We start from the raw sequence: 25,800 nt of genomic DNA, 5'->3' as shown, positions 1-25,800 counted from the left end.
GACAATGGCCATGAGCGACAAGCGCGATCTCCTGATCCTGGGCGGCGGCCTGGTGGGCATGACCATGGCCCTGGCGGCAGCCCGGGCGGGCCTGTCCAGCCACGTGGTTGACCGGGCCGACCCGGCGGAACTGACGGCAGAGGGGTTCGACGGGCGGGCCAGCGCCATCTCCACCGCAAGCTGGAACCTGTTCACCAACATCGGCCTGGCCGATGCGCTGGAGCCGCATGGCTGCCCGATCGATGCCATTGCGGTCACCGACGGGATGAAGCCGGGCCGGATCGACTTCAAGCCACAGCCGCATGAAGGCAGCCTGGGCCGCATGTTTCACAACCGGCAATTGCGCCTGGCCCTGTTCGAAGCGGCAGCCAGCGAGCCGCTGATCACCCGGCACATGCTCGCCACGGTGATCGAGAGGCAGCGCGGGGAACACGGCGTTTCCGCCACGCTGGCCGATGGCACCGTGCTGCACGCCAGCCTGATGGTGGGGGCCGAAGGGCGAATGTCCCCCACGCGCGAGGAGGCGGGCATCACCATGGCGCAGTGGGACTATTCCCACCGCGCGCTGATCGTTGGGCTGACCCACGAGAAACCGCATGACAACACCGCGTGGGAAATCTTCTATCCCGCCGGTCCCTTCGCCCTGCTCCCGCTGCTTGATGCCGAAGATGGCACCCACCGCAGCGCACTGGTGTGGACCGTGGCGGAAAAGGATGCCGCCGGCGTGCTGGCCATGCCGCGCGCCATGTTCCTGGCCGAAGCGCAACAGCGCACCCACGGCGTGCTGGGCGGGCTGGCCCTGCATGGCGAGATCAGTTCCTGGCCGCTCAGCTTCCAGCACACGGTTACCCTCACCGCGCAGCGCCTGGCCCTGATCGGCGATGCGGCGCACGGCATGCACCCGATTGCGGGGCAGGGCCTGAACCTGGGCCTGCGCGATGTGGGCACGCTGGTAGAGGTGCTGGTGGAAGGCATGCGGCTGGGCCTTGATCCCGGCGATGCGCAACTGCTGGCCCGCTACCAGAAGTGGCGCGCGCTCGATTCGCTGATGGTGATGAGCGCCACCGATGGCCTGACGCGGCTGTTCGGCATTCCGGGCCGCCTGCCCAGCGCCGTGCGACGGCTGGGCATGGGCATCGTGCAGCGCACCCCGCCGCTGAAACGCTGGTTCATGGATGAGGCCCGCGGCGTATCCGGCCAGGTGCCGGCACTGCTGAAGGGCTAGAAACCACCCGTCCCGGCTGCCGCCTGCCCGCTCGCCGTCGCCGCCGTCGGCAAGGCACGCGGTTCGGCCACCGAGGCAGCCTCCAGCACCTCAAGCGCGCGCTGGGCATCGGCATAGGCCTGGGCCTGCATCAGCCAGTCAGCCGCGCGGGAGGAACCGGGCAGCGCCGCCACTTCCCTGATCGCGCGTTCCACCTGGCCGTTGGCCAGCGCCATCCGCGCGCGGGCCAGCCGCTGGTCTGCCTGTGGCGATGGGGTATCGGCGCTGCGGACCGAGAACAGCCGCGATGCCTGTCCCGTAATCCGCGCCAGCAGCCCCGCTTCTTGCGGTACCTGGCGCAACTGGCTGTCCAGCGCATCGAGCCGCACCAGCAGTTCGTCCAGCGAGACGGGGTTTTCAGAAGCCGCGATCACCGTCTGCACGGCATTGGGGTGCGTTTCCGAAAAGCGCAGGCGCAACTGATCGGTCAGATAGCCCAACGGCTGGCCCCGCTCCAGCGCCCGGCGCGAGGCGAAGGCGATCAGCAGGTTCTCCGAGCGCGCGGCAAAGCTGGCGGCGGCCTGCGATTGCATCTGCAGGTGCGAGAGCTGCTGCTCCAGCGCGGCCACGCGGGCATCGATCCCGCCAGCCTGCTGTTCCACCTGCTGCATCCGCTGCGCCACCTGCGCGGGCGATACCGGAGCAGCCGGAACGGTGGGCGTGGGGGTGACAGGGCCGGTCAGCGGGGCCTGCGACACGGGGGGATCGGCGCGATCCACGCTGATCAGGTCGCTTACGCGGAACTCGCCGCCGCGGACCAGCAGGAAGGTGATGCCGATGCCCAGCAGGAAGGCGACAAGCAGGCCCAGCAGCAGGCCGCGCAACGATCCGCGCCGGCGGGTGGCGGTCTGTCCGGGAGTATAGCGGGTTTCGTCCATCAATTACCCTTGCGAGCCCTGTGGTGCTGTTGGCCCGGTCCGGTTGGCCCAGCCCCAGGCTGGCGGTTTATTGGCACATCTCCCGCGCCAAGGCCAACAAATCGGCTTCGGCGGGTTTTGCGGCAGAGCGGACTTCGGCCCAGCCATCGCCCGCCGCCGCCACGATGCGCGGGCCCAGCGCGGCCAGGCTGATGAGCTGGCGGGCGATCCCCAGCCGGTCGCACTCGGCAACGAAATGGGTGGCCAAGCCGGCAGAATGGAGCAGCACCAGCGCGGGCGTGCGAAGCAGCTCGGCCAGACCGGGCGGTGCCGGCAGGTGCTGCGTTTCGTAGACGATCCGCGTGTCCATGCTGATCCCTGGAGGCAGGTCCAGCGTCACATGCTCACGCGCGGCCAGCCGCAGCAGCCGCGTATCGCGGTGGGGTACGGCGTCGATCACCTGTTGCAGGCCACCTTCGCCCGCCAGTTGCACGCGCAGGCCTGCCCGCCGCGCCGCCATGGCGGTGGTCGACCCCACCACGAAGGCTGGCTTGTCGCGGTAGAGTGCCAGCGCCGGACCTGCATGGCGCAGGGCATTGGCGCTGCCCAGCAGGAGGGCGTCGACGGTTTCCGGCGCAGGCGGATCCCAGGCAACCGGGTCGATCGTGGACAGGGGAAATGCGCGCACTTCCAGCCCCTGCGCCGCTGCCAGCCTGACCGTGCTGGCCGATCCCCGTGCGGGCCGCATGACTACGACCGGCTTCATCCGTGGTGCCCGAAATGGACAGTGATCGCCTCGCTGGCCCGCGCCAGCAGGTCGCGCGCCAGGCGAGCGGGTCCCTCACTGTCGGATGCGGAAAACCGTGCCTCGCCCGCCACCCGCTCTGCCCCGTCAGGACTGAACAACAAGACGCGCATCGCCAGCTCGCCATCGGCATGGTCGCACAGCACGGCAACAGCGGAATGGCAGTTGCCGCCAAGTTCGGCCAGCAAGGCCCGCTCGGCCATCACCTCGGCGCGGCTGGGGGCATGGTCTATGGCGGCGACCAGCGCGCGGGTGACGGCATCGTTGCTGCGGCATTCCACCGCGATTGCTCCCTGCGAGGGTGCGGGCAGCCAGTCCGCCGGATCGAGCGGGTGGCCGGTGCCGGTCTGCCCCAGCCGCTCCAGCCCCGCCGCCGCCAGGAAGGTGGCATCCGCCTCCCCCGCCGCCAGCTTGGCCAGGCGCGTGGCCACGTTGCCGCGGAACAGCACCACCCTGCAATCGGGCCGCAGGTTCAGCAGCTGCGCCGCCCGGCGCGGGGCGCTGGTGCCCACGGTGGCCCCTCGCGGAATCAGGGCGATGGAACTGGCACCTACCAGCCGGTCACGCTTGTCGGCGCGCGGCAGGATGGCACCCAGTTCGAAAACGTCCGGGCGCTGCGTTTCCACGTCCTTCAGCGAGTGGACCGAGATATCCGTCCGCCCCTCGCCCAGCCACTGGTCCAGTTCCTTGGTCCACAGCGCCTTGCCGCCGATCTCGGCCAGGGCGCGGTCCTGCACCTTGTCGCCGCTGGCGGTCACGGGGATCAGCTCGATCGCGCTCTCGTCCCAGCCGTGCGCGGCGCACAGGCGTGCGCGCACCTCGTGGGCCTGGGCCATGGCCAGGGGCGAATTGCGGGTGCCCAGCCTCAATTTCACATGTGCGGTCATAAGCGTCGGCCTTGCCCTAGACGGCGATTGCGTCCAGTGGAAGCGGCACGATGGTGCTGGTGCTGGGCATAGAGAGTTCGTGCGACGAAACCGCCGCCGCATTGGTAGACGGTGACCGGCGCATCCTGGCGCAGGCCATCGCCAGCCAGGAGGCCGAGCACGCGCCCTATGGTGGCGTGGTCCCCGAAATTGCCGCCCGCGCCCATGCCGAACGGCTTGTTCCGCTGGTCGAAAAGGTGCTGAACGAAGCCAAAGTTGGCTTGGACGAGCTTGACGCGATCGCCGCCACCGCCGGTCCGGGGCTGATCGGCGGAGTGATGGTCGGCCTGGTCACTGCCAAGGCGCTGGCCATGGCGGGGGACAAGCCGTTGCTGGCGATCAACCACCTGGAAGGCCATGCGCTGAGCCCGCGACTGGCCGATGCCTCTCTGCAATACCCCTATGCCCTGCTGCTCGTCTCCGGCGGGCACTGCCAGGTGCTGCGGGTGGCGGGCGTGGGGCAATACCAGCGCCTCGCCACCACGATCGACGATGCGCTGGGCGAAGCCTTCGACAAGAGCGCCAAGGTGCTGGGCCTGGGCTATCCCGGCGGTCCGGCGGTGGAGCGGCTGGCCGCCACCGGCAACCCCAGGGCCGTGCCCCTGCCCCGCCCGCTGGTGGGCAGCGGCGAGCCGCACTTCTCCTTCGCCGGCCTGAAAAGCGCGGTGCTGCGCGCGGTGGACAGCGGCCAGCACCGGCCCGAGGATATCGCCGCCAGCTTCCAGCAGGCCGCGATCGACTGCGTTCTGGATCGCACCCGCATTGCCCTTGCCACGATGGAACCGGTCACCGCGCTGGTGGTGGCAGGCGGCGTGGCGGCCAACAAGGCGGTGCGCGCCGCGCTGGAGGGGCTGGCGGCGGACCACGGCCTGCCGTTCATCGCCCCGCCGATGGCGCTGTGTACCGATAATGCCGCGATGATCGCCTGGGCGGGGATCGAGAAGCTGGCCGCGGGCCACGCGGCCGATCCGCTGGACGTATCCGCCCGCCCGCGCTGGCCACTCGATCCGGCAGCAGAACTGGTGCGCGGCGCGGGGTACAAGGCATGAATGCAGCATCGCAAATCGGCGTCATCGGCGCTGGCGCGTGGGGCACGGCGCTGGCGCAGATGCTGGCAGCAGACGGCACCCCGGTGCTGCTGTGGGCGCTGGAGGACGGGCTGGCCGGGGCGATCAACCGCACCCACCGCAACGAGCTGTTCCTGCCCTCTGCCACACTCTCGCCCGCCATCCGCGCCACGGCCGAACTGGCCGATCTTGCCGCGTGCGAGGTGCTGCTGGCGGTCACCCCCGCGCAGCACCTGGGCAGCGTCCTAGCCCGGCTGCCGCAGGCTCCGCGTGACCTGGTGCTGTGTTCCAAGGGGATCGAGGCCGGTACCGGCCGCCTGATGAACCACGTGGCCAGCGCCGCCTGCCCCGCCAGCTCCATCGCCGTCCTGTCCGGCCCCACCTTCGCGCATGAGGTGGCCGCCGGCCTGCCCACCGCCGTCACCCTGGCCTGCGGCGGCGGGGAGGAGCAGTGGCAACGGCTCGCCCCGCAGATCGCCCGGCCCGCCTTCCGGCCCTATTATTCGGATGACCTGACCGGCGCGGAAGTGGGCGGCTCGGTCAAGAACGTGCTGGCCATCGCCTGCGGCGTGGTGGAAGGCCTGAAGCTGGGCCAGAACGCCCGCGCCGCGCTGATCAGCCGCGGCTATGCCGAGATGCTGCGTTTTGGCGAGGCGCTGGGTGCGCGCCGCGACACGCTGTCGGGCCTGTGCGGGCTGGGTGACCTGGTGCTCACCTGCTCGTCCACTTCCAGCCGTAACTTCAGCCTGGGCAAGGCGCTGGGCGAAGGCCAGGCTGCCGAAGCCCTGATGCGCGACCGGCGCACCGTGGCCGAAGGCGCCTTTACCGCGCCGGTGCTGCAGCAGCTTGCCGCCGCCCAGGGCGTGGACATGCCCATCGTGGACGCGGTTTGCGCCATGCTGGCCGGGGCATCGGCCGCCCACGTGGTGCAGGACATGCTCACCCGGCCCCTGAAGGCCGAGAACCAGGCCGAAGGGGCGCCGCGTTGAGCCGCGCTTCGGACGAGGCAAAGGCCGGGCCACCACAGGGTGACATTGCCGCGCTGGCCAAGGGCGGGCGCACCAATGTCATGGGCTTCGTGCTGCGGCTGGTGGCGCGCATCCCGTTCCTGTTCGTGGCCGGGCGGTTGTATGGCGCGGAAAGCGTGGGCCGCTTTGCCTCCGCCCTGGTCATCGTGGAGCTGCTCGCGCTGGTTTGCTCGATCGGCGAGAAGCGCGGCCTCGCCCAGCGGCTGGCCGAGGGGGTGGCCCGGCCTGCCAACCTCATCGCCGATTCGGTGCTGGTTTGCCTGGTGCTGTCGGCCTTGTGCGGGCTGGCGCTGTTCTGGTTTCCCGCCCCGCTGTTTCCCAGCGGCATCTATACCCCGCTGGATCGCTGGGTGGTGCTGGCCCTGCCCGGCTTTGCCTTGACCGAGATCGTGCTGGCCGCGCAGGCCTACAAGTACGACGTGGGCACCACCGTGCGCGCACGGGCGGTGGTGGAGCCGTGGACCATCTCGATCCTGGCGGCGGTGTTCTTCTATATCCCGGCCACCAGCCAGTCAGGCCTGGTGCTGGCCTATGTCGCGTCGATCTATGCCGGCCTGCTGGCGGCGCTGTGGCCGTTCTTCCGCACCTACGGCCTGCCGCGCCGCTATCGCCCGCACCCGGCGCGCATCTGGCGCATGACGGTGCGCGCCCTGCCACTGGCCGTGGCCGATGCCATCGAATGGGGCACGCGGCGGCTGGATATCTTCATCCTGGGCCTGTTTGCCGGGCCGGTGGCCGTGGGCGTCTATTACATGGCCCAGCAGGTCGCCAGCCTGCCGCAGAAGCTGAAAACCAGTTTCGAGCCGGTGCTGGGCCCGGTGATCACCGCCCGGCTGAAGGAGAAGGACTATGCCGCCATTGCCCGGCAGGTGTGCCAGGTGGGCTTCTGGATCGTGGCCGCGCAGGCGGGCATCGGCCTGGCGCTGGGCATTCCGGGCGAAGGGCTGATGGGCCTGTTCGGCGCAGGCGGCACCTTCGTGCCCGGCACCGGGGCGCTGGCTTTCCTGCTGGCGGCCGAGGTGGTGGCGGCCACTGCCGTGGTGAGCGAGGCGGCGCTGGTCTATGTCGCGCGCCTGCGCAACCTGTGGGTCTCCATCGGCACCATCGTGCTGCAAGGCGTGCTGACCGTGGCCCTGATGCTGCTGGTGGAGCGGATCGAGTTCAACTCGCCCGAGCGGGTGGAGTATTTCCGCGCCGCTGCCGCCGCTGCCGCGCTGATGCTGGCACTGGGCGTGGCCTCCATCATCAAGGCGGTGATGCTCAGCCGCATCCTGGGCCACCCGGTCAACAACTGGCGCTGGCCGCTGGTCTGGGCCGTCGGTGCGGCGGTGCTGGTGGGCCAGGTGGCGATCCGCCTGCCCGAATGGCTGGAACTGGTGCTTGGCATCCCGGCGATCCTGGCCGTCTACGGCTGGGTGATATGGAAATGGGGCTTCGGCCCGGAAGACCGCGTGCTGTTCCGCCGCCAGATCAAGGCGGACGACGAGCCGGCGGCACCCGCTGCCCCCTGATCCTTGCAGGCTGGCGGCGCTGCCTCTAATTCCCTGCCCTGAACCGCGACGAGGGAGAGACGGCGATGGCCGATCTGGTGCAATCTAACATGGCGCTGCTGGTGGTGGCGCTGCTGGTGGCAGCCGTGGTGGTGCTGTGGCTGGTCATGGCCAACCGGCGCACGCGGATCGAGCTGACGCCCGACGAGGCTGACGGCCCCGCCCGCCGCAACCAGGCATTGATCGATGCCCCGCCTGCTGTCGTTCCCGGCGTAACACTTGCTCCGACCGATGTGGCTGCCGTCCCGCTGGTGGAACCCGATGCCACCCCGGTGACGCTGCCCGGACCGGAGGCCCCGACAGTTGCCACCGCGGCCCCTTCCGGCGGGGATGACCTGCTGCTGATCAAGGGCCTGGGGCCCAAGATCAAGGCTCTGCTGGCGGAACAGGGAGTCACCACCTTCGCCCAGATCGCCGCCTGGACCGATGCCGATATCGATCGGATCGACGCGCAGCTCGGCCGCTTTCAGGGCCGCATCCGGCGCGAAAGCTGGGTGGAGCAGGCGAAGCTGCTGGCCGCAGGAGACAAGGCCGCCTTCGCGCAGCGCTTCGGCAACAACTGACCTTTCAGCCCCATTGGCGCGGCGGATGGAGATCGCTAAAGGCGGTTTCAAAGGAGACTTTCTGCATGGCCGACATGGTGCCCTTCGACTGGGCCGATCCGCTGAACCTGGATGACCAGCTGACCGACGAGGAGCGGATGATCCGCGATGCCGCGCACGGCTTTGCGCAAGGCGTGCTGCAACCGCGCGTGATCGAGGACTTCGCGAAGGAGGCCGATGCCAGCGAGCTGTTCCCGCAGATGGGCGAGGCCGGGATGCTGGGCGTGACCATTCCGCCGGAATACGGCGGCGCGGGGGCCAGCTATGTTGCCTATGGCCTGGTGGCGCGCGAGATCGAGCGGGTGGATTCGGGCTATCGCTCCATGGCCAGCGTCCAGTCGAGCTTGGTGATGTACCCGATCCATGCCTACGGTTCGGAAGACCAGCGGCAGAAGTACCTGCCCGGCCTTGCCAGCGGCAAGCTGATCGGCTGCTTCGGGCTGACCGAGCCCGATGCCGGATCCGACCCCGCCGGGATGCGCACCGTGGCGAAGCAGGACGGCGATGGTTACCGGATCTCCGGCGCCAAGACCTGGATCAGTAATTCCCCGTTTGCCGATGTCTTCGTGGTCTGGGCCAAGAGCGAGGCCCACGGCGGCAAGGTGCGCGGCTTCGTGCTGGACAAGGGGATGAAGGGGCTGGAAGCGCCCAAGATCGGCGGCAAGCTTTCGCTGCGGGCCAGTACCACCGGCATGATCATGATGGACGATGTGGCCGTGCCGGGCGATGCCCTGCTGCCGGGCGTGGAAGGCATCAAGGGGCCCTTCGGCTGCCTCAACCGCGCGCGCTATGGCATTTCCTGGGGTGCCCTGGGCGCGGGCGAGTTCTGCTTCCACGCCGCGCGCCAGTATGGCCTGGACCGCAAGCAGTTCGGCAAGCCGCTGGCGGGCACCCAGCTCCACCAGTTGAAGCTGGCCAACATGCTGACCGAGCTGACGCTGGGCGCGCAGGCGTCTTTGCGGGTCGGCCGCCTGATGGACGAAGGCCGCTTCGCGCCCGAGATGATCTCGATCGTCAAGCGCAACAACGTGGGCAAGGCGCTCGATGTCGCCCGCCTGGCGCGTGACATGCACGGCGGCAACGGCATCTCCGAGGAATACCAGGTGATGCGCCACATGCTGAACCTGGAAACCGTCAACACCTATGAAGGCACGCACGATATCCACGCGCTGATCCTGGGCCGCGCGATTACCGGGCTGGCGGCGTTCTGAAATGGTTTTTTCTTGAAATGATCGCCTGATGGACTGATCCTCCCGCCCGATAACGGGACAAGGGGGAGAGACGATGTATTTCAGGACCATTGCCGGCGCCGTGGCCGGGCTGCTCGCGCTGGCCGCACCGGGTGCCGCCTCGGCCAGCGAATGCGACCGCACGTGCCTGGGCGGCCTGGTCACGCAGTATGTCGATGCCGTGCTGGCGCACGATCCCTCAGGCCTGCCGCTGGCAGACGCTCTGCGCGTGACCGAAGACGGCAACCCCTCCCGGCTGGGTGAAGGTTTCTGGCAGGGCGTGACCGGCAAGGGCACCTTCCGGCACGATTACCTCGACGTGGAACGGCAGGTGGCCGCTTCGCACGTGCACCTGTTGCAGGGCGACGTGCCGGTGCTGGTCAACCTGGCGCTGCACGTGGAGGACGGGCGCATCGCCGGGATCGAGACCGTGGTCCACCACGTGACGCCAGACAGCCCCTTCCAGCCGCGCGTGCTAGGCGAGCCGGTGCGCGGGATGGATGACCCGGTGCCGGCGGGCATGCAGATGTCGCGCGCCGACATGGTGGCCGTGGCCCTGCGCTATGCCGAAGGGCTGCGGACGGGCAACTTCATAGATGCGGGCGTGCCCTTTGCGCCCGAGACCTACCGGGTGGAGAACGGCGTGATCACCGCGGGACAGGGCTGCCGCGGGGCCGAATGCGGCCTAAACCTGCAGCGGATCATGGTCCACCCCGGCCTGATCCCCAGCGTGGTGGCAGTGGACGAGGAAAACGGCACCGTGCTGATGTGGATGAATTTCGGCTACACCGACAGCTATGGCCCTGGCCGGGCGCTGGTGACGATGGAAGCCTTCAAGGTGTGGGGCGGATCGATCCACGCGATCAACGCGATGTTCGATTTCCTGCCCATCGGCACCCCGCGCATGTGGCCCAGCGAGGAGCCGGTGCGCGGGCTTTAATGACCGGCCCTTGCTCCCCTCTCTCTGGTGTATTATCTGGGTAATGCACTGAGGGAGACTGCGGGCAAATGGGTGATACGGCGGGCGCGCAGGGCTGGCTGGAGGGGATGTTTGCCCGCTTCAGGGTGCCCGCCCTGTCGGCCGCAGTGGCCGGGACGCAGGGCATCGTGTGGCAGGGCGCACTGGGCACGGTCGACCTTGAGCATGACGTGGTGGCCATGCCGCACCACCGTTTCCGCCTCGCCTCGGTCAGCAAGCCGATCACCGCCACGCTGAGCGCCCTCCTGGCCGCGCGCGGGCTGGTCGATCTGGATACCCCCATTGCCTACTGGCTGCCGGACCTGCCCGCCCACCACCGCGCCACCACGCTGGCACAACTGCTGACCCATCGTGGCGGGGTGCGGCATTACCTGCCCAGGGATACCGACCCGGCACAGCCTTACGGCTCGATCCACACCCGCTCCACCTGGAACAGCGCGCAGGTGCTGGCCCTGTTCATCAACGATCCGCTGGTCGCACCTCCGGGCGCAGCCGTGCATTATTCCAGCTTCGGCTACTCGCTGGCCGCGATCGTGCTGGAGGCGGCAGCCGGGGCCAGTTTCCAGCAACTTGTGACCGACGAGATTGCCGGCCCCTTCGCCATGCCCAGCCTGGCGGCGGACGATCGCGCCCGCCTGCTGAAGCACCGCGCCCGCCCCTATTCCAGTGCGGCGGAGCGGGCGGCGTTGCAAAAGACGAACCCGCAGGCAAACTGGCCCGACGCGGTGGACGGCTTTGCCCCCGCCCTGCCGCTGAACCCCGGCTACAGCTGGGCGGGCGGGGGACTGATTGCGGCAATGCCGGACATTGCCTGCTTCGGCGCGGCCCACCTGCCCGGAGCGCACTCTCCCGTCAGCGATGCCCTGCGCCAGGTGCTGTTCACCTGTCGCACGCAGGCCGATGGCACCCACGCGGCAATGGGACTGGGCTGGCGGGTGGACACCGATTCGCGCGGGCGGCTGCGCTGGCACCACTGCGGCAGCATGATCGGCGCACGCGCCAGCCTGGTGGTCTATCCCGATCTGCACATTGCCCTGGCCTTCGCCACCAATGTCTCGGGTGTTATCGGCGACGTGCTGGGCCCCTCGGCTGACCTGGCGGACCTGTTCGCCTAGGCGGCGGGCTCCCGCTCTTGCTGCTGCGCCAGCCGCAAGACCTCGTCCCTCGCCCGGTCGAGCGCGGCGCGCATCACCGGGTTGCGGGCGGGCCAGGTTTCCAGCGCCAGGGCAATCTCGGCCAGATGGCACAGGTCATCTCCGGCGGTCACCTCCGGCCGGTTGTGGCCCATCGGCCAGCCATTCACCCTTTCGCCCGAATCTTGGCCCATGATCCCCGCCTGCCCCTCGTCCGTCTTCTGCGTGCGCCGCATCGATGACGCTTTGATGACAGTCAACGATCCCGCCCGGCCTGTCACGGAAAGGACGCGGCGCGGCAGCAATCCGGCAGCATTTCGCACAGATGGCGGTCAGGGAATCGACCCGAAGGTTTCACGCAGCCCCCCTAGTCCTCCCCCCGGCCCAACCGGCTTTTGATCAGGGGATTACAGACAATGGATCGCATCGTGACCGGCTATTCAGACGGCGATATCGACACCAACCGCTCGGCCCTGCCGACGCTCAACCAGCTCGCCGATGAGCGCTTTTCACGCCGCCAGACGATCATGGGCAGCATGAAGGCCAGCGCCATGGCCTTCCTGGGCACTTCGGTCCTGGCCGCCTGCGGCGATGACGGGCACGACCCGGCCAACGATCCCGCGGTCAACGCCGGGGCCGACGTGACGACCACTACCGGCAATCTGGTGACGCTGAACGCCACCAGCACCGGTGGCGCGACCGGCGGCACCACCTTCATCCAGATTGGCGGGCCTGCGGTTCCGCTGCTGACCAATACCCCCACCCAGCTCAGCTTCATCGCGCCGGCGGTCAGCGCCACCACCCAATTGACCTTCCAGATCCTCAGCGGCGGCGTCAGCGATACCACCGTGGTCACCGTCAACCCCGCGCAACTCAGCTTCGGCGCCGTGGCCAAGACGCTGAGCGACGTGGTCACCGTGCCCGCCGGCTACACCGCGATGGTGCTGACCGCGCTGGGTGATCCGCTGACCGCCAGCACTCCCGCCTACAAGAACGACGGCACCGATACCGACTTCGCCAACCGCATCGGCGACCATGGTGACGCGCTCTACTATTACGGCCTCAACGCCGCCGGCGCGCGCGACGATGGCAGCAACGTGCGCGGCCTGCTGGTGCAGAACCACGAGAACCTGAGCGTGCAGTACCTGCACCCCTCCGGCCCGACCAACGTGGCTGCCGGCCCGCGCCCTGCGGCCGAGGCGATCAAGGAGATCGAGGCGCACGGCGTGAGCATCATCGAAGTGCGCGATGCAGCCGCCAACCGCAACTGGGCGGTGGTCACCAACAGCAGCTTCAACCGCCGCATCACCCCCAACACCCCGGTGGACTTCAAGGGTCCGGTGCGCGGCACAAGCTTCCTGGTCACCAGGCATTCGACCAACGGAACGCAGGGCCGCGGCACCATCAACAATTGCGCCAACGGCCACAGCTTCTGGGGCACCAACCTGACCTGCGAGGAGAACTGGGCCGGCTACTTCCGCCGCGACAACTCTGGCGCCGGCACTGACAACGCCGCCCGCACCGCGCGCGAGCTGACGGCGCTGCGCCGCTATGGCATCAACAGCACCACCGGCAACTACGCCTGGTCCTCGACCACGCCCACGGCAGACCATTTCGCCCGCTGGGATGCCCGCGCCACGGGCGCCAGCGCCACGGCCGACTATCGCAACGAGCCGAACACCATGGGCTGGGTGGTCGAGATCGACCCCTACGATCCCTCGTCACGCCCGCGCAAGCGCACGGCGCTGGGCCGCTTCGGCCACGAGGGTGCCTGGCCCGGCCGCGCGATCCCCGGCCAGCGGCTGGCGATCTACATGGGCGACGATGCCCGCCGCGAGTACTTCTACAAGTTCGTCTCTGCCGCCCCCTGGGAAGCCGCCGACGCCACCCGCGCCGATCGCCTCGCCGTGGGTGACAAGTACCTCGACGAAGGCACGCTCTACGTGGCGAAGTTCAATGCCGATGGCACCGGCCAGTGGCTGCCGCTGGTCTATGGCCAGGTGCCCGATCGTCCTGCGGTAGGCAGCGAACCGGCCTATGTCTTCGCCAGCCAGGCCGATATCCTGGTCAACGCCCGCCTCGCCGCTGACGCGCTGGGCGCAACCCCGATGGACCGGCCGGAATGGACCGCGACCAACCCGGTGACCGGCGAAGTCTACCTCACCCTCACCAACAACAATGCCGGGGGCCGGCCGCTGGCGGGCACCGATGCAGCCAACCCGCGTCACTACGTTTCGCAGGTTGGCAGCGGCACCTCTGCCGGCAACCCCAATGGCCACATCGTCCGCATCCGCGAGGGCGGCGACAACCAGGCCGCCACCACCTTCCTGTGGGACATTTACCTGTTCGGGGCGGACAGCGCCGATGCCCCGGCGCAGGTGAACCTTTCGGGCCTGAATGCCGATAACGACTTCGCCAGCCCAGATGGCCTGTGGTTCGCCCGCAGCCAGAACGTGTCCGGCCAGGTCCGCCCGCTGCTGTGGCTCCAGACCGACGACGGTTCGTTCACCGACCGGACCAACAACCAGATGCTGGCGGCCCTGCCGGGTTTCGTGGGTGACGGGGCTGCGCGCACGATCACCAATACCGATGCCGGCGGCACCACCCGCCAGCAGGCGACCTTCATCGGCCAGGCGGCCACTGCCGCCAACCTGAAGCGCTTCCTGGTTGGCCCGAAGGAATGCGAGATCACCGGGGTGGACTCCACGCCCGATGGCCGCACCCTGTTCGTGGGTATCCAACACCCGGGCGAAGACGGTTCCGCCGCAGCACCCAGCAGCAACTGGCCGCAAAGCCAGGCCGGCACCGCCAGCGGCCGCCCGCGCTCGGGCGTGGTGGTGATCACCCGCGATGGTGGCGGGGTGGTGGGGCTCTAGGCCCCGCTACTCGCCGCTTGCAGAGGTGGCGCGGGCGAAGACACGCATCAGCGTGGCCCGCACCTCCTCCGGCAGCGGCGGACGCTGGATCGCGGCCAGGTTCTCGTCGAGGTGGGTGGTGCTGCCGGTGCCGGTCAGCACCACCTGCGCGCCGGGTTCGTGGCGGCAGAAGCGGTAGGCCAGGTCAAGCTGGCCGGCGATGTCGGGGTGTCGGGTGAAAGCGCCGAACGGGTCCGCCGGATCGAGCGCGCCTTCGTCCACCTCGCCCTTAGCCACCAGCTCGGCCACGGCTTGTGCCGCATGGGCCACGCTGTTGAGCCCCCGGCGCACGGCGAACATGATCAGCGTGCCCAGGTCCAGTGCCTGCGTTACCGGGAATACGGTAGCGCGCGCGGTCTGGTTCAGCAGGTTGAAGCCCACCATCACCACATCGAAATCACCCGTCGGCAGGGCCTCGCGCAGCATGGCGTGGCCGGTATCGAAGCGGAAGATCTCGGTCAGGCCGATATGCCGCACCTTGCCCAGTTCCTGCTGGCGGCGCACTGCGGGCAGCAGCACCTCGCGGACGTGGGGCAATTGCTCCAGGCTCACCCCGTGGAAGTGGAACAGGTCCACGTAATCGGTGCCAAGGCGGCGCAGGCTGTCTTCCAGGTTGGCGGTGAACTCTGCGGCCGAGTAAAGGCGCGGCCTTTCCTGCGAGCCGCCCTCGCCCACCCAGCTCTTGGTGGAGATGTAGAGGCTGGGGCGGTCGTGATCCGCAATGGCCCGGCCCACCGCGCCCTCGGTGCCATAGATGCGGGCGGTATCGATGAAGGTCACCCCGCGCTCTATCGCGTGGCTCACCACGCGGGCGGCCTCCCCCTCGCTGGCCCCGCGCGCCATCCCCAGGCGGCTGTGCCCCCCGCAGCCCAGGCCGGCGACGGAGACGAAGGCTTCGGTGCGGCCAAGGCGAACAGTCTGCATGGCCACAACCTAGCCAAGCGCGGCTATTTACGCCAGCGCGCGCCTGCCCTATCCCCCGCTCCCGAGCACCGCCCCTGTGAGCCTTCCCCAACCCGATCCGGACCTTGACCAGCCGCCTGCGCGTGGCCTTGCCGGCTTGCGGACCCGCTATGGCGACAGGGCGCTGGGCATTGCCTTGACGCTGTTGCTGGAACTGGCGCTGGTGGCGATCCTGCTGACGCTGGGGATGACGAAGCGCGAGGAGCCGCCGGTGTTCTCCTCGCTCACCACAATTGACGTGGGTGACCAGACCGAGAACCCAGATCCGGCCGACAGCGAGGAAGAACCCACGCCCGACAGCCCGGTGACGCCCGGTGCCGCGCCGGTGGAACAGCCGCTGCCATCGGCCCTGCCGCCGCTGCCCAGCCCCATCCGCACGCCCGCACCGCCGCCGCAACCGCCCGCCGAGGAACCCCAGCCGCAGCCGCAAGCCACGCCCACGCCCAACCGTCCGCGCGCCGTGATCCGCCAGGGTGGCGGCACCTATGGCCCGCCGGGCAGCGCCGCGCGCAACGAAGGCGACAGCCAGGTGGTCGGCACCGCGCCCGATGGCAGCCCGCTCTATGCCGCGCGCTGGTATCGCGAGCCGACCGATGCCCAGCTTGGCCCGGCGCTGTCCACCGTGGACCCGCCCGCCTGGGCGCTGATCGCCTGCAAGACAGCGCCGCGCTGGGCGGTGACGGATTGCGTGGGAATCGAGCAGTATCCCACCAGTTCCAACATGATGAACGCGGTTCTGGCCACCGCCTGGCAATTCCAGGTGCGCCCGCCGCGCAGGGGCAACCAGAGCCTGATCGGCGCCTGGGTGCGGATCAGGATCAGCTATACCGAAGGGCGGCGGGCAGCGCCGAACTAGAGCGTGCCCGCTTCCAGCCGCTCAAGGTAGCAGAACTCCGGTTCCTTCACCCCGGCGCGGCGGCGGACTTCGGCCACTACCTCGCTTTGGAAAAACGCCCGCGCGGCGGCAAGGCTGGTCCATTCCGAAAAATGGACCACCTTGTTGGCATCATCATCGAAGGCCAGCAGCTGATAACTCAGTTCACCCGCATCGCGGCGCAGGCCGACGGCGGCATCGAAGGCCGCTTTCCAGTGCGCGTATTCGGCGACCTCGTGGATGATGAGGACGCAGGGCAAGCCTCAATCCACCAACATCAGCGCATCCAGCGCGACCACGCCCTGACCCTTGGGATGCACGATCACCGGGTTGAGGTCGATCTCGCGGATCGAGGGGTTTCCCGCCATCACCTGGCCCACCTGCACAATAAGATCGGCCAGTGCTTCCACATCCAGCGCAGGGCTGCCGCGATAGCCCTTCAGGATCGGTGCCTGCTTCAGCGACAGCAGCCCTTCGACTACCTGGTCACGGCCGAGGTCGGTGGTGAACAGCTTCACGTCCTTCAGGATTTCCGCCGTCACGCCGCCGAAGCCGGCCAGCACCACCGGCCCCCATTCGGGATCGGACTTGGCACCCACGATCATCTCGGTGCCCATCTTGCCCATCGCCTCGATCAGCACGCCGTCGAGCGCGATGCTGGCGTTGTAGGCTGCCACGCTGGCATACATCCGCTCGAAGGCGGCGCGCACATCGTCAGGCGTCTTGAGGTTCAGGATCACCCCGCCCGCGTCGCTCTTGTGGCCGAGCGCGGCGGCTTGGGCCTTCATCACCACGGGATAGCCGACTGCCTCGGCGGCGGCCACGGCGGCATCGGCATCGGGGGCAAACTGGCTCTTGGGGAAGGCAATGCCGGCCGGGGCAAGCAGGGCCTTGGCCTTGTATTCCGGGATCACGCCGTGCTCGTCCGCCAATGCCGGCAGCACCACGGGTTCGCCCGAACGGTCGGTCAGATCGCGCTTGGACAGGTCAGCCAGCCGCGCGATGGCGCGATAGGCCCGCTCGGTGGAGCGGAAATAGGGAATGCCGGCAGCGGCCAGGCCGTCGATGTATTCCTGCGGCACGTTGGCGCCCTCGTCCACCCCGGCAAAGACCAGCGGCTTGGTCAGGTCACCATCGGCAATCGCTGCCTGGATCGGCGGGAACTTGATCTTGCTGGTGATCGGATCGGACTGGATGATGCTGGCCACCACGCTGCCGATCCGCTCGTCCTCCAGCAGCGCGCGCAGCAGGTTGGTGTAGATCACCGGCTCCGACAGGCCGATGGCGGTGATGTCGGTGGGGTTGGACACCGGCACGAAATCGGGCAGCACGGCGCGGATCTTCGGGCTGTTGGCATCGTTCAGGTCCACCAGGTCCAGCCCGATCTCGTCAGCGATGTCGAAGGCCAGGCCACGCAGCGCGCCGCTTTCGCCCAGCACCGCCATGTTGGCGCCCGGCAGGCTCTTGCAGGTGACGGCGATGGAGGCGATGTCGGCCAGCTCTTCCAGCGTATTGGCGAAGATCACCCCTTCGCGGGTCAGCTTGGCCTTCATCAGCGCATAGTCGCCCGCCATCGCACCGGTATGGGTGGCGGCCGATTCCTGCGCCTTGGCGCTCTTGCCCGGGTGCAGCAGCACGATCGGTTTGCCTGCCGCCCGCGCACGCCGCGCTGCCGCCAGGAAGGCGGCGGGGCGGCGGAAGTTCTCGACATACATGGCGATGACGTGGGTGGCGGGATCGTCAACCAGCCATTCGACATAGTCCTCCACGCCCGAAGCCGCCTCGTTGCCGGTGGAAACGGAGGTGGAGACATAGCAGCCGCGCGGGTGCAGGGTGGTGGCCAGCACCGCCGCCAGCGCGCCCGACTGGCTGGCAATGCCCACGGCACGCTGGCCGGGGCCGGGCTGCTTCATGTTAGTTTCCACGAAGGTCAGCGGGATGCCTTCGACATAGTTGGTGCAGCCCAGGCAGTTGGGCCCTTCGATCACGATGCCGTATTCCTGCGCGATGCGGGCCAGTTCGGCCTGGTCCTTCGCGCCTTCCTCGCCTGCTTCGGAGAACCCGGCGGCATAGATCACCACGGCGCCGCAGCCGTTCTTGGCCAGGTCGCGCACGGTCTCGATCACGAAGGGGCGCGGGATCGCCAGCACCGCGCAGTCCACGCCGTGCGGCAGGTCGTTGACGGTGTGATAGACCTTCAGGCCCTGCAACTCGTCGCGCTTGGGGTTCACCGGATAGATCGCCCCGTCGAACTTGTATTGCACCAGGTTGTTCAGCAGCGTGCAGCCAAGGGCCCCGTGCCGGTCCGATGCGCCGATAACCGCTACCGACTTGGGGCGCAGCAGGCGGTCGATCTGTTCATTAGTGAAGCGGCGGGTGGTCATCGGCGGTTCTCTTCCCTGGAATTGGCAGCGCGTCCTAAACCGGCACGCGAAAAACGTCACCCCCGCCTATGGGCAGGGGTGACGCTTCGTTCATTGATCAGGCTCAGTCCTTCTGCAGCTTCGTCTTGTCGAAGGTGCCAAGGCCCGGCTTGAAGGTCTTCTCGTCAAGGAACTGCTTGGTCGCTTCCTTGCGCGATTCCAGGCCGCCGAACTGGTTCAGCGCTTCCTGCGCGCGGATCAGGTAGTCCTCGGCGTTGTCATAGGTCATTTCCATGACCCGGCGCATGGCCCACTTGGTGGCGCGCACGGCCTGGCTGTCCTTCTTCTTCAGCACATCGCACACTTCCTGCACGCGGGCCTTCAGCTTGTCGGCCGGCAGCGATTCGTTGACCATGCGCAGCGCCGCGGCCTGCGGGCCGGTGAGGTTTTCACCCATCATCGCGTGATACATGGCATCGCGGAACGGCAGCAGCTCTGCCGCCACCTTGCTGGCCCCGCCGCCGGGCAGGATGGCCCAGTTGATTTCCGACAGGCCGAACTGGGCCTCGTCGGCGCAGAACGCCAGGTCGCAGGCATACAGCGGGCCGTAAGCGCCGCCGAAGCACCAGCCGTTGATCATCGCCACGGTGGGCTTCTCGTACCAGCGCAGGCGTTCCCACCACGAATAGGCTTCGCGCTGGTGCTGACGGACCTTGTGCAGGCCTTCCTGCTCGGCGTGGCGGAAGTATTCCAGCAGGTCCATGCCCGCCGACCACGAGGAGCCCTCGCCGGTCAGCACCAGCACCTGCACGTCATCGCGGAATTCCAGCTCTTCCAGCACGATCTTCATCTGCCGGTTGAGGTTGGGGCTCATGCAGTTGCGCTTGTCGGGGCGGTTGAAATAGACCCAGGCCACGCCATCGACGATCTCGTACTTGACGGTTTCGGATTGCGGGCGGGGATCGGGTTGCGACGGGGCTTTGGCCATGGTGCTCTCTCCTCATTGCGGCGGACACCCGGACCCGAGTCGCCGTCGCGGTGAATATTGTTATCATTCATAGCTATCGGGATTGCTATGGGCAACAGCAATTGTTAGCCTGCCTGCCATGCGTGATCCCCTGCCCCAGTATCCCGGCTATGCCCTGCGCCGCGCAGCCCACGCCACGGCGGCCCAGCTCAGCGCGCGGCTGGCGGACCTGGGGTTGAAGCAGGTGGACGCCTCCGTCCTGCTGCTGGTGGAAGCGAACCCCGCGATTACCGCCAGCGCCCTCGGCCGCCACCTGGATATCCAGCGGGCCAATATGGTGCCGCTGCTGAAGCGGCTGGAAGATGCCGGCTGGATCGACCGCACCCCGATCGACGGCAAGAGCCAGGGGCTGACGCTGACTGCCAGCGGCAAGACGCTGGTGGGCAAGGCTCACGCCATCATCGAGGAATTCGAGCAGAACCTGCTGGCCCGGGTTCCCGCCGAACACCGCGATCACCTGCTGCCCGCGCTGGATGCCCTCTGGCGCTAGGCCCGCAGATTTCCTACCAGTCCGCCCACAGGAATTGGGAGCCGATAATGCACGAACACGCCCTCCACCCGGTGCCGGCCGAATGGGCCTCCGGGGCGAAGATTACTGCCGACCGCTACACGCAGATGTACGCGCAGTCGGTCGCCGATCCGGAGGGGTTCTGGCGCAAGGAAATGCAGCGGCTGGACTGGCTGAAGCTCCCCACCCAGATCAAGGACACCAGCTTCGCGGCTGACGATTTCCGCATCCGCTGGTTCGCGGACGGCACGCTGAACCTGGCCGCCAACTGCCTTGACCGGCATTTGGCCGAGCGCGGCGATACCGTGGCGATCCTGTGGGAGCCGGACCATCCCGATACCCCCGCCCGCCAGCTCACCTATCGCGAACTCTACGAAGCGACCGGCAAGTTCGCCAACCTGCTGAAGAACCGCGGCGTGAAGCGCGGGGACCGGGTGACCATCTACCTGCCGATGGTGCCGGAAGCCGCCGTGGCGATGCTCGCCTGCGCCCGCATCGGCGCGGTCCATTCGATCGTCTTTGCCGGTTTCTCCCCCGACGCGCTGGCGGGCCGGATCGAGGACTGCGCCAGCACCGTCATCATCACCGCCGATGAAGGCCTGCGCGGCGGCAAGAAGGTACCGCTGAAGGCCAACGTGGATGCCTCTTGCGACAAGGTGCGGGTGGATACCGTGATCATGCTGCGCCACACCGGGGCGGACGTGCCCTTCGTGGCAGGCCGCGACGTGGACTGGGCCAAGGCCGTGGCAGACCTGCCCGCCGAGTGCCCGGCAGAGGAAATGAACGCCGAGGATCCGCTGTTCATCCTCTACACCAGCGGCTCCACCGGCAAGCCCAAGGGGGTGCTGCACACCAGCGGCGGCTATGCCGTGTGGGCCAGCATGACGCACGAATATACCTTCGATTACTCGCCCGGCCAGATCTACTGGTGCGCGGCGGATATCGGCTGGGTCACCGGCCACAGCTATGTGGTCTACGGCCCGCTGATGAACGGCGGCACCACGCTGATGTTCGAAGGCGTGCCCAACTATCCGGACTACTCCCGCTTCTGGCAGGTGGTGGACAAGTACCAGGTGGAGATCTTCTACGCTGCCCCCACGGCCCTGCGCGCGCTGATGCGCGAAGGGGATGACTGGGTGACAAGAACCAGCCGCAAGTCCCTGCGCCTGCTGGGTTCGGTCGGTGAGCCGATCAATCCCGAGGCGTGGGAATGGTACTACAACGTGGTGGGTGATGGCCGCTGCCCCATCGCCGATACCTGGTGGCAGACCGAAACCGGCGGCCACATGATCACCCCGCTGCCCGGTGCCCATGCGCTGAAGCCCGGCGCGGCCAGCTTCCCGCTGTTCGGCGTGCAGCCGCAGGTGGTCGATCCTGCCAACGGCCACGTGCTGGACGGCGCTACCGAAGGCGCGCTGGTCCTCACCGATAGCTGGCCCGGCCAGATGCGCACCGTCTATGGCGATCACGAGCGCTTCATCCAGACCTACTTCAGCCAGTATCCCGGCAAGTATTTCACCGGCGACGGCTGCCGCCGCGATGCCGATGGCTACTACTGGATCACTGGCCGGATCGACGATGTGATCAACGTGTCCGGCCACCGTATGGGCACGGCTGAGATCGAAAGCGCGCTGGTGGAGCATGACCTGGTGGCCGAAGCTGCCGTGGTCGGCATGCCGCACGATATCAAGGGCCAGGGCATCTATGCCTATGTCACCACGATGGACGGGGTGGAGGATACCGACGGGCTGCGCCGCGAGCTGATTGCCTGGGTGCGCAAGGAAATCGGCCCCATCGCGACGCCCGACGTGCTGCAATTCGCCCCCGCCCTGCCCAAGACCCGCAGCGGCAAGATCATGCGGCGCATCCTGCGCAAGATCGCCGAGAACGATGTGGGCAACCTGGGCGATACCAGCACCCTGGCCGACCCGAGTGTGGTGGACGACCTGCTGAAGAACAGCCCGCACGCAAAGGGGTAAGACGATGATCACCATCTATCACGTGCCCAGTTCGCGCAGCCAGCGGATCGTCTGGCTGATGGAGGAGATGGAGGAGCCCTACGCCCTCGAAAAGTTCGGCATTCCGGTGCCGGAGAGCTTCCTGGACATAAACCCGCTGGGCAGCGTCCCCACCATCGTTGACGACGATGCGGATGACCCGATCACCATGTTCGAGAGCATCGCCATCCTGCTCTACATCACCGGCCGGCGGCTGGTGGCGGGGAACGAGCGGGCCATTGCCCTCGCCGTCGGCCCCCGGCCCGATGCCGCGCACTATGCCCACCACCTGCAGTTCCTGCACTTCGGCGAGGCGGACCTGGCCACCCCCATCGGCACCATTTTCCGCACCCGCGTGTTCAGCGGCGAGCACACCAATGCCACCATCGCCGACCAGCTTGGCCAGGTGGAGAAGCGGCTGGCTTACCTCGACAGCGTGCTGGCCGATGGCCGCCCTTTCGTGACCGGGGAGCGGTTCACCATCGCCGACATCTCGATCGGCTATGCCTTCCTGCTGGCCGAGTTCACCCGGGTGGAAGTGGCCCTGCCGCCACATGTCGCCGCCTATTGGGCGCGGTTGCAGGCACGGCCCGCCTACCAGCGTTCCATCGCTGTCTGAGGGCCATCCGGACCGTTACAATTTGGTGCTGGCCAGCGCCCCCCGCGCGGCTAATCTCCCGGCCATAACAGCAATGGGGGAGAGCCATGACCACAACCATCCGCGCCGCGCTTGCGGCCACCTGCCTTGTCGCCCTGGCCGCACCGGCCCAGGCCCAGCCGGCCCACGTGGTCGCCGGGGTGCCGCTGGAGATGGAGCCCAACACTTGCGAGCGCGCCTGCCTGGAAGGCAAGCTGGAAGCCTATCTGACGGCGATGAGCGACGGGGTCGTTTCGGATGACCTGTTTGCCCGCCACGCCCGCTTTACCGAGAACGGGGTGGAGCTGCCGCTGGGCAACGAGGGGCTGTGGGCCACCACCGTCTCGCCGCAGGGCTATCGGCTGGTCGTGTCCGATGTCACCACCGGGCAGGTGGCCGCGCTGGTGACGGTGCAGGAACAGGCCAACAGCTCCGCCACCGGCCCGCAGCGTGCGCCCGAGCACGTGGGCCTGGCCCTGCGCCTGCGGGTGGGCCGTGATGGCAGGATCACCGAGGTGGAACATGTTGCCGCCCGCCCGGACCGGGCGCTGGGTGCCGCCTCCGGCCCATCCACCAACCCCTTCCCCGATATCGGCGGGGCGGTGCATGCGCTGGGCAGCCCCTGGGCCGGCTATGCCGAACCCGTGCCGGAAGGGCAGCGCCACACCCGCGCCGAACTGGTGGAAGTGGCCAACGCCTATTTCGAGGCGGTGGAGCGCAACACCGGCAACGATTACTACCCTTTCACCGACGATTGCCTGCGGCTGGAAAACGGCATGATCGCCGCCGCCTCCGACGCCGAGCGCGCCGCCCTGCCGGACCGGCCCGCCTTCGGTTCGATCCAGACCTGCCGCGGCCAGTTCGAAACCAGCCTGGTCGGCACCGTTACCGGCGTGCGCGAGCGGCGGGTGGTGGCGGTGGACGAGGAGCGCGGGGTGGTTTTCGCCTTCGCTTTCTTCGATCACCGGCCGATCAACTGGACCTGGGAACTGGGCGAGCTGTTCAAGGTGGAGAACGGGCAGATTTCCCGCATCGAGGCAATCTTCATCCGCAGCCCCTATGGCATGTGTTCCGGCTGGGGCACTTACCAGCAGTGCCGCAGCGAGGAAGTGCTCGACGTGCGCTGACAGGCGGGAACCTTAGGTAACCCTGCGCAGGGTATCCCTAACAGGCCGGTAGGCACGTTCTGCCATGATTGCTTCATGGACATGGGCTCCTCCTTCCCCTCGGCCACCGGCCGCCGGCGCGACAGCCGCCTGCGCATCCGGCAGGGCGTGCCGGCGCAGGCGATGACGCTGGACGGCCAGCTTTCGGCCAGCGTGCTGGACCTGTCGCAATCCGGCGCTCACCTGCGGCTGAGCGAACCCCTGCGGACCGGCCAGGACGTGATGCTGTGGTGGCTGGGCTTCGAGGCCTTCGGCCGCGTGGTCTGGGTAAGCGGTTCCGACGCAGGGCTGGAATTCTACGACCTGGTTCCCGCGCCCGTGCTGCTCCATACGCGCGAACAGGTTGATGCCGGCAGGGTCCGCAGCACTGACGAAGTCGCCATCGATGCTGCCCGCGCCTGGTACCAGGGCTGGCGATAGGGGCTGGGGCTGGCGCTGACGTGCCTGGCACGCAACAGCACGTGCATTAATCGCAATTGCCGGTGTATGGTGGTCCCGCCAAAGGGAGGCCCACTATGCCCCGCACCCGCCTCTATTCGCTCGACGAGCTGGACGACATTCCCGGCACGAAGGTCTTCCGCGCGCTGGAAAGCCGCCAGGCCTATCACCTGCACAAGTTCTGCATGAGCCTGATGAGCGAGGACAACCGTGCCGCCTTCCGGGCAGACGAGCGGGCCTATCTCGACCGCTACAAGATGACCGAGGAGCAGAAGCAGGCCGTGCTGGCGCGTGACCTGACGAAGTTGATCGAGCTGGGCGGCAACATGTATTTCCTGGTCAAGATCGCCAGCACCGACGGGTGGAGCGCGCAGAAGGCGGTCTCCTCCATGTCCGGCATGAGCGCCGAGGAATATGCCCAGATGATGAAGGACGGCGGCCGTTCGCCCGAAGGCCTGCGCTCGAAGAAGGACCAGAACTGATGGCCCGCATCTCCGCCGGCATCGCCACCAGCCACGTGCCCGCCATCGGCGCGGCGATCGACAACGGGCGCACCCGGGATGAATACTGGGCACCCGTTTTCGAAGGCTACGAATTCGTCAAGGAATGGGTGAAGGACAACACGCCCGACGTGGTGATCCTGGTCTATAACGATCACGCCTCTGCCCTGATGCTCGACATCGTGCCCACTTTCGCGCTGGGCTTTGCCGAGGAATTCCTGCCGGCCGACGAAGGCTGGGGCCGCCGCCCCGTGCCCACGGTGCACAACCACCTGGAGCTGGCCGCACACATTGCCGAGCAATTGGTGATCGACGAATTCGACATTACCCTGATCAACGAGATGGACGTGGACCACGGGCTGACCGTGCCCCTCTCCCTGGTCTTCGGCCAGCCGGAAGAATGGCCGTGCAAGGTGATCCCGCTGGCGGTCAACGTGACCCAGTTCCCCACCCCCAGCGGCGAACGCTGCTGGAAGCTGGGCGAGGCGCTGAGGAACGCGGTCAAGACCTTCCCGGAAGACCTGAACGTGCAGGTTTGGGGCACCGGGGGCATGAGCCACCAGCTCCAGGGCACCCGCGCCGGCCTGATCAACGCCGAGTTCGACCAGCGCTTCATCGACCTGCTGGCGCATGAGCCGGAAGAGCTGAAATACATCACCCGCATCGAATACCTGCGCGAGACCGGCACCGAAGGGATCGAGCTGATCATGTGGCTGATCATGCGCGCCGCGCTGGGCTATGGCGTGGAGGAGAAGCATCGCTTCTACCGCGTGCCCGCCAGCAACACCGCCGTGGGGCACGTGGTTTACGAGGCGCGGAGCTGACGCGCCGCTAGCCCGGCCAGCCTGCGGCTGCCGGGGTGGACGGGAAGAGCAAATGACCGGCGCGGGGTTGCCGCATTCTGTGCCCGGACTCGACGACGCTTCTTGTATTTGAGGTACGGTAATCGCGTCGAGATTTGTTGCCGCCGGC

General features: G+C 67.9%; 25 protein-coding genes. 17 read left to right on the top strand and 8 right to left on the bottom strand.

The window, feature by feature from the left end; all coding sequences use genetic code 11:
- The first annotated feature begins 10 nt into the window (after positions 1–10).
- On the top strand, positions 11–1,225 hold the full coding sequence (locus GRI99_RS06210) for an FAD-dependent monooxygenase (RefSeq protein WP_160771171.1): 1,215 nt from the start codon (positions 11–13) through the stop codon (positions 1,223–1,225).
- Here GRI99_RS06210 and GRI99_RS06205 read toward each other — a convergent pair.
- The 3 genes from GRI99_RS06205 to hemC form a co-directional block, all read right to left on the bottom strand.
- Positions 1,222–2,142 (bottom strand): MICOS complex subunit MIC60, encoded by a 921-nt coding sequence (locus tag GRI99_RS06205; RefSeq protein ID WP_160771170.1) that lies wholly within the window; start codon positions 2,140–2,142, stop codon positions 1,222–1,224. The genes GRI99_RS06210 and GRI99_RS06205 overlap by 4 nt on opposite strands.
- Before the next feature lie 67 nt (positions 2,143–2,209).
- Entirely contained in the window at positions 2,210–2,887 is a 678-nt protein-coding gene (locus GRI99_RS06200) for a uroporphyrinogen-III synthase (protein ID WP_160771169.1), read from the bottom strand.
- Positions 2,884–3,813, bottom strand: a complete 930-nt coding sequence (hemC, locus tag GRI99_RS06195; protein ID WP_160771168.1) for a hydroxymethylbilane synthase — start codon at positions 3,811–3,813, stop codon at positions 2,884–2,886. The genes GRI99_RS06200 and hemC overlap by 4 nt, the downstream gene beginning before the upstream one ends.
- Before the next feature lie 50 nt (positions 3,814–3,863).
- Here hemC and tsaD point away from each other — a divergent pair, with 50 nt between their 5' ends.
- The 7 genes from tsaD to GRI99_RS06160 all read left to right on the top strand — a co-directional run bounded on the left by tsaD (position 3,864) and on the right by GRI99_RS06160 (position 11,422).
- Positions 3,864–4,901 (top strand): tRNA (adenosine(37)-N6)-threonylcarbamoyltransferase complex transferase subunit TsaD, encoded by a 1,038-nt coding sequence (tsaD, locus tag GRI99_RS06190; protein WP_160771167.1) that lies wholly within the window; start codon positions 3,864–3,866, stop codon positions 4,899–4,901.
- The gene (locus GRI99_RS06185) at positions 4,898–5,908 is read left to right on the top strand and encodes an NAD(P)H-dependent glycerol-3-phosphate dehydrogenase (protein WP_160771166.1); all 1,011 of its coding nucleotides are present in this window, start codon (positions 4,898–4,900) and stop codon (positions 5,906–5,908) included. Before tsaD ends, GRI99_RS06185 begins: the two co-directional genes overlap by 4 nt.
- Entirely contained in the window at positions 5,905–7,458 is a 1,554-nt protein-coding gene (locus tag GRI99_RS06180; protein WP_439098425.1) for a lipopolysaccharide biosynthesis protein, read from the top strand. The genes GRI99_RS06185 and GRI99_RS06180 overlap by 4 nt, the downstream gene beginning before the upstream one ends.
- 65 nt (positions 7,459–7,523) lie before the next feature.
- On the top strand, positions 7,524–8,060 hold the full coding sequence (locus GRI99_RS06175) for a helix-hairpin-helix domain-containing protein (RefSeq protein WP_160771165.1): 537 nt from the start codon (positions 7,524–7,526) through the stop codon (positions 8,058–8,060).
- Positions 8,061–8,134: 74 nt separating this feature from the next.
- Complete coding sequence (locus GRI99_RS06170; protein ID WP_160771656.1) at positions 8,135–9,310, top strand: acyl-CoA dehydrogenase; 1,176 nt, start codon at positions 8,135–8,137, stop codon at positions 9,308–9,310.
- A gap of 73 nt (positions 9,311–9,383) precedes the next feature.
- Complete coding sequence (locus GRI99_RS06165) at positions 9,384–10,268, top strand: DUF8021 domain-containing protein (RefSeq protein ID WP_160771164.1); 885 nt, start codon at positions 9,384–9,386, stop codon at positions 10,266–10,268.
- Between the two features lie 68 nt (positions 10,269–10,336).
- Positions 10,337–11,422 carry a serine hydrolase domain-containing protein gene (locus GRI99_RS06160; protein WP_160771163.1) on the top strand — a complete coding sequence of 362 codons (1,086 nt, stop codon included), beginning with the start codon at positions 10,337–10,339 and terminating at the stop codon, positions 11,420–11,422.
- On the opposite strand, the gene GRI99_RS06155 is transcribed toward GRI99_RS06160, so the two are convergent.
- Positions 11,419–11,676: a hypothetical protein gene (locus GRI99_RS06155; protein WP_160771162.1), complete on the bottom strand. Its 258-nt coding sequence runs from the start codon at positions 11,674–11,676 to the stop codon at positions 11,419–11,421. The two genes, GRI99_RS06160 and GRI99_RS06155, sit on opposite strands and share 4 nt — an antisense overlap.
- 180 nt (positions 11,677–11,856) lie before the next feature.
- On the opposite strand from GRI99_RS06155, the gene GRI99_RS06150 reads away from it, so the two are divergent.
- Entirely contained in the window at positions 11,857–14,316 is a 2,460-nt protein-coding gene (locus GRI99_RS06150; RefSeq protein ID WP_160771161.1) for a PhoX family protein, read from the top strand.
- A 6-nt stretch (positions 14,317–14,322) separates the two neighbouring features.
- On the opposite strand, the gene GRI99_RS06145 is transcribed toward GRI99_RS06150, so the two are convergent.
- Positions 14,323–15,279: an aldo/keto reductase gene (locus GRI99_RS06145; protein WP_160771160.1), complete on the bottom strand. Its 957-nt coding sequence runs from the start codon at positions 15,277–15,279 to the stop codon at positions 14,323–14,325.
- 76 nt (positions 15,280–15,355) lie between these two features.
- Between GRI99_RS06145 and GRI99_RS18450 the strand changes: the two genes are divergently transcribed.
- Positions 15,356–16,174 (top strand): hypothetical protein, encoded by an 819-nt coding sequence (locus GRI99_RS18450; protein ID WP_202392965.1) that lies wholly within the window; start codon positions 15,356–15,358, stop codon positions 16,172–16,174.
- Here the strand turns inward: GRI99_RS18450 and GRI99_RS06140 are convergent.
- The 3 genes from GRI99_RS06140 to GRI99_RS06130 all read right to left on the bottom strand — a co-directional run bounded on the left by GRI99_RS06140 (position 16,171) and on the right by GRI99_RS06130 (position 19,543).
- Complete coding sequence (locus GRI99_RS06140) at positions 16,171–16,452, bottom strand: antibiotic biosynthesis monooxygenase (protein ID WP_160771159.1); 282 nt, start codon at positions 16,450–16,452, stop codon at positions 16,171–16,173. The two genes, GRI99_RS18450 and GRI99_RS06140, sit on opposite strands and share 4 nt — an antisense overlap.
- 3 nt (positions 16,453–16,455) lie before the next feature.
- Positions 16,456–18,576, bottom strand: coding sequence for an acetate--CoA ligase family protein (locus GRI99_RS06135; protein WP_160771158.1), 2,121 nt, complete (start codon positions 18,574–18,576; stop codon positions 16,456–16,458).
- A gap of 103 nt (positions 18,577–18,679) precedes the next feature.
- A complete protein-coding gene (locus GRI99_RS06130; RefSeq protein ID WP_160771157.1) occupies positions 18,680–19,543 on the bottom strand; it encodes a p-hydroxycinnamoyl CoA hydratase/lyase in 864 nt (287 codons plus the stop codon).
- A 118-nt stretch (positions 19,544–19,661) separates the two neighbouring features.
- On the opposite strand from GRI99_RS06130, the gene GRI99_RS06125 reads away from it, so the two are divergent.
- The 7 genes from GRI99_RS06125 (at position 19,662) to GRI99_RS06095 (ending at position 25,652) form a co-directional block, all read left to right on the top strand.
- The gene (locus GRI99_RS06125; protein ID WP_160771156.1) at positions 19,662–20,072 is read left to right on the top strand and encodes a MarR family winged helix-turn-helix transcriptional regulator; all 411 of its coding nucleotides are present in this window, start codon (positions 19,662–19,664) and stop codon (positions 20,070–20,072) included.
- A 47-nt stretch (positions 20,073–20,119) separates the two neighbouring features.
- The gene (gene acs / locus GRI99_RS06120) at positions 20,120–22,069 is read left to right on the top strand and encodes an acetate--CoA ligase (protein ID WP_160771155.1); all 1,950 of its coding nucleotides are present in this window, start codon (positions 20,120–20,122) and stop codon (positions 22,067–22,069) included.
- Positions 22,070–22,073: 4 nt separating this feature from the next.
- The gene (locus GRI99_RS06115) at positions 22,074–22,706 is read left to right on the top strand and encodes a glutathione S-transferase family protein (RefSeq protein WP_160771154.1); all 633 of its coding nucleotides are present in this window, start codon (positions 22,074–22,076) and stop codon (positions 22,704–22,706) included.
- 86 nt (positions 22,707–22,792) lie between these two features.
- Positions 22,793–23,851: a DUF8021 domain-containing protein gene (locus tag GRI99_RS06110; protein ID WP_160771153.1), complete on the top strand. Its 1,059-nt coding sequence runs from the start codon at positions 22,793–22,795 to the stop codon at positions 23,849–23,851.
- A gap of 75 nt (positions 23,852–23,926) precedes the next feature.
- Entirely contained in the window at positions 23,927–24,310 is a 384-nt protein-coding gene (locus GRI99_RS06105; RefSeq protein ID WP_160771152.1) for a PilZ domain-containing protein, read from the top strand.
- 95 nt (positions 24,311–24,405) lie between these two features.
- On the top strand, positions 24,406–24,810 hold the full coding sequence (ligA, locus tag GRI99_RS06100) for a protocatechuate 4,5-dioxygenase subunit alpha (RefSeq protein ID WP_160771151.1): 405 nt from the start codon (positions 24,406–24,408) through the stop codon (positions 24,808–24,810).
- Entirely contained in the window at positions 24,810–25,652 is an 843-nt protein-coding gene (locus tag GRI99_RS06095; RefSeq protein ID WP_160771150.1) for a class III extradiol dioxygenase subunit beta, read from the top strand. Before ligA ends, GRI99_RS06095 begins: the two co-directional genes overlap by 1 nt.
- Positions 25,653–25,800: the final 148 nt, after the last annotated feature.

The organism is Alteraurantiacibacter buctensis (genome assembly GCF_009827655.1).
Lineage (GTDB): Bacteria > Pseudomonadota > Alphaproteobacteria > Sphingomonadales > Sphingomonadaceae > Alteraurantiacibacter > Alteraurantiacibacter buctensis.
Note: the sequence above shows the minus strand (reverse complement) of the source record. Positions and strands in the feature narration are given on the sequence as shown.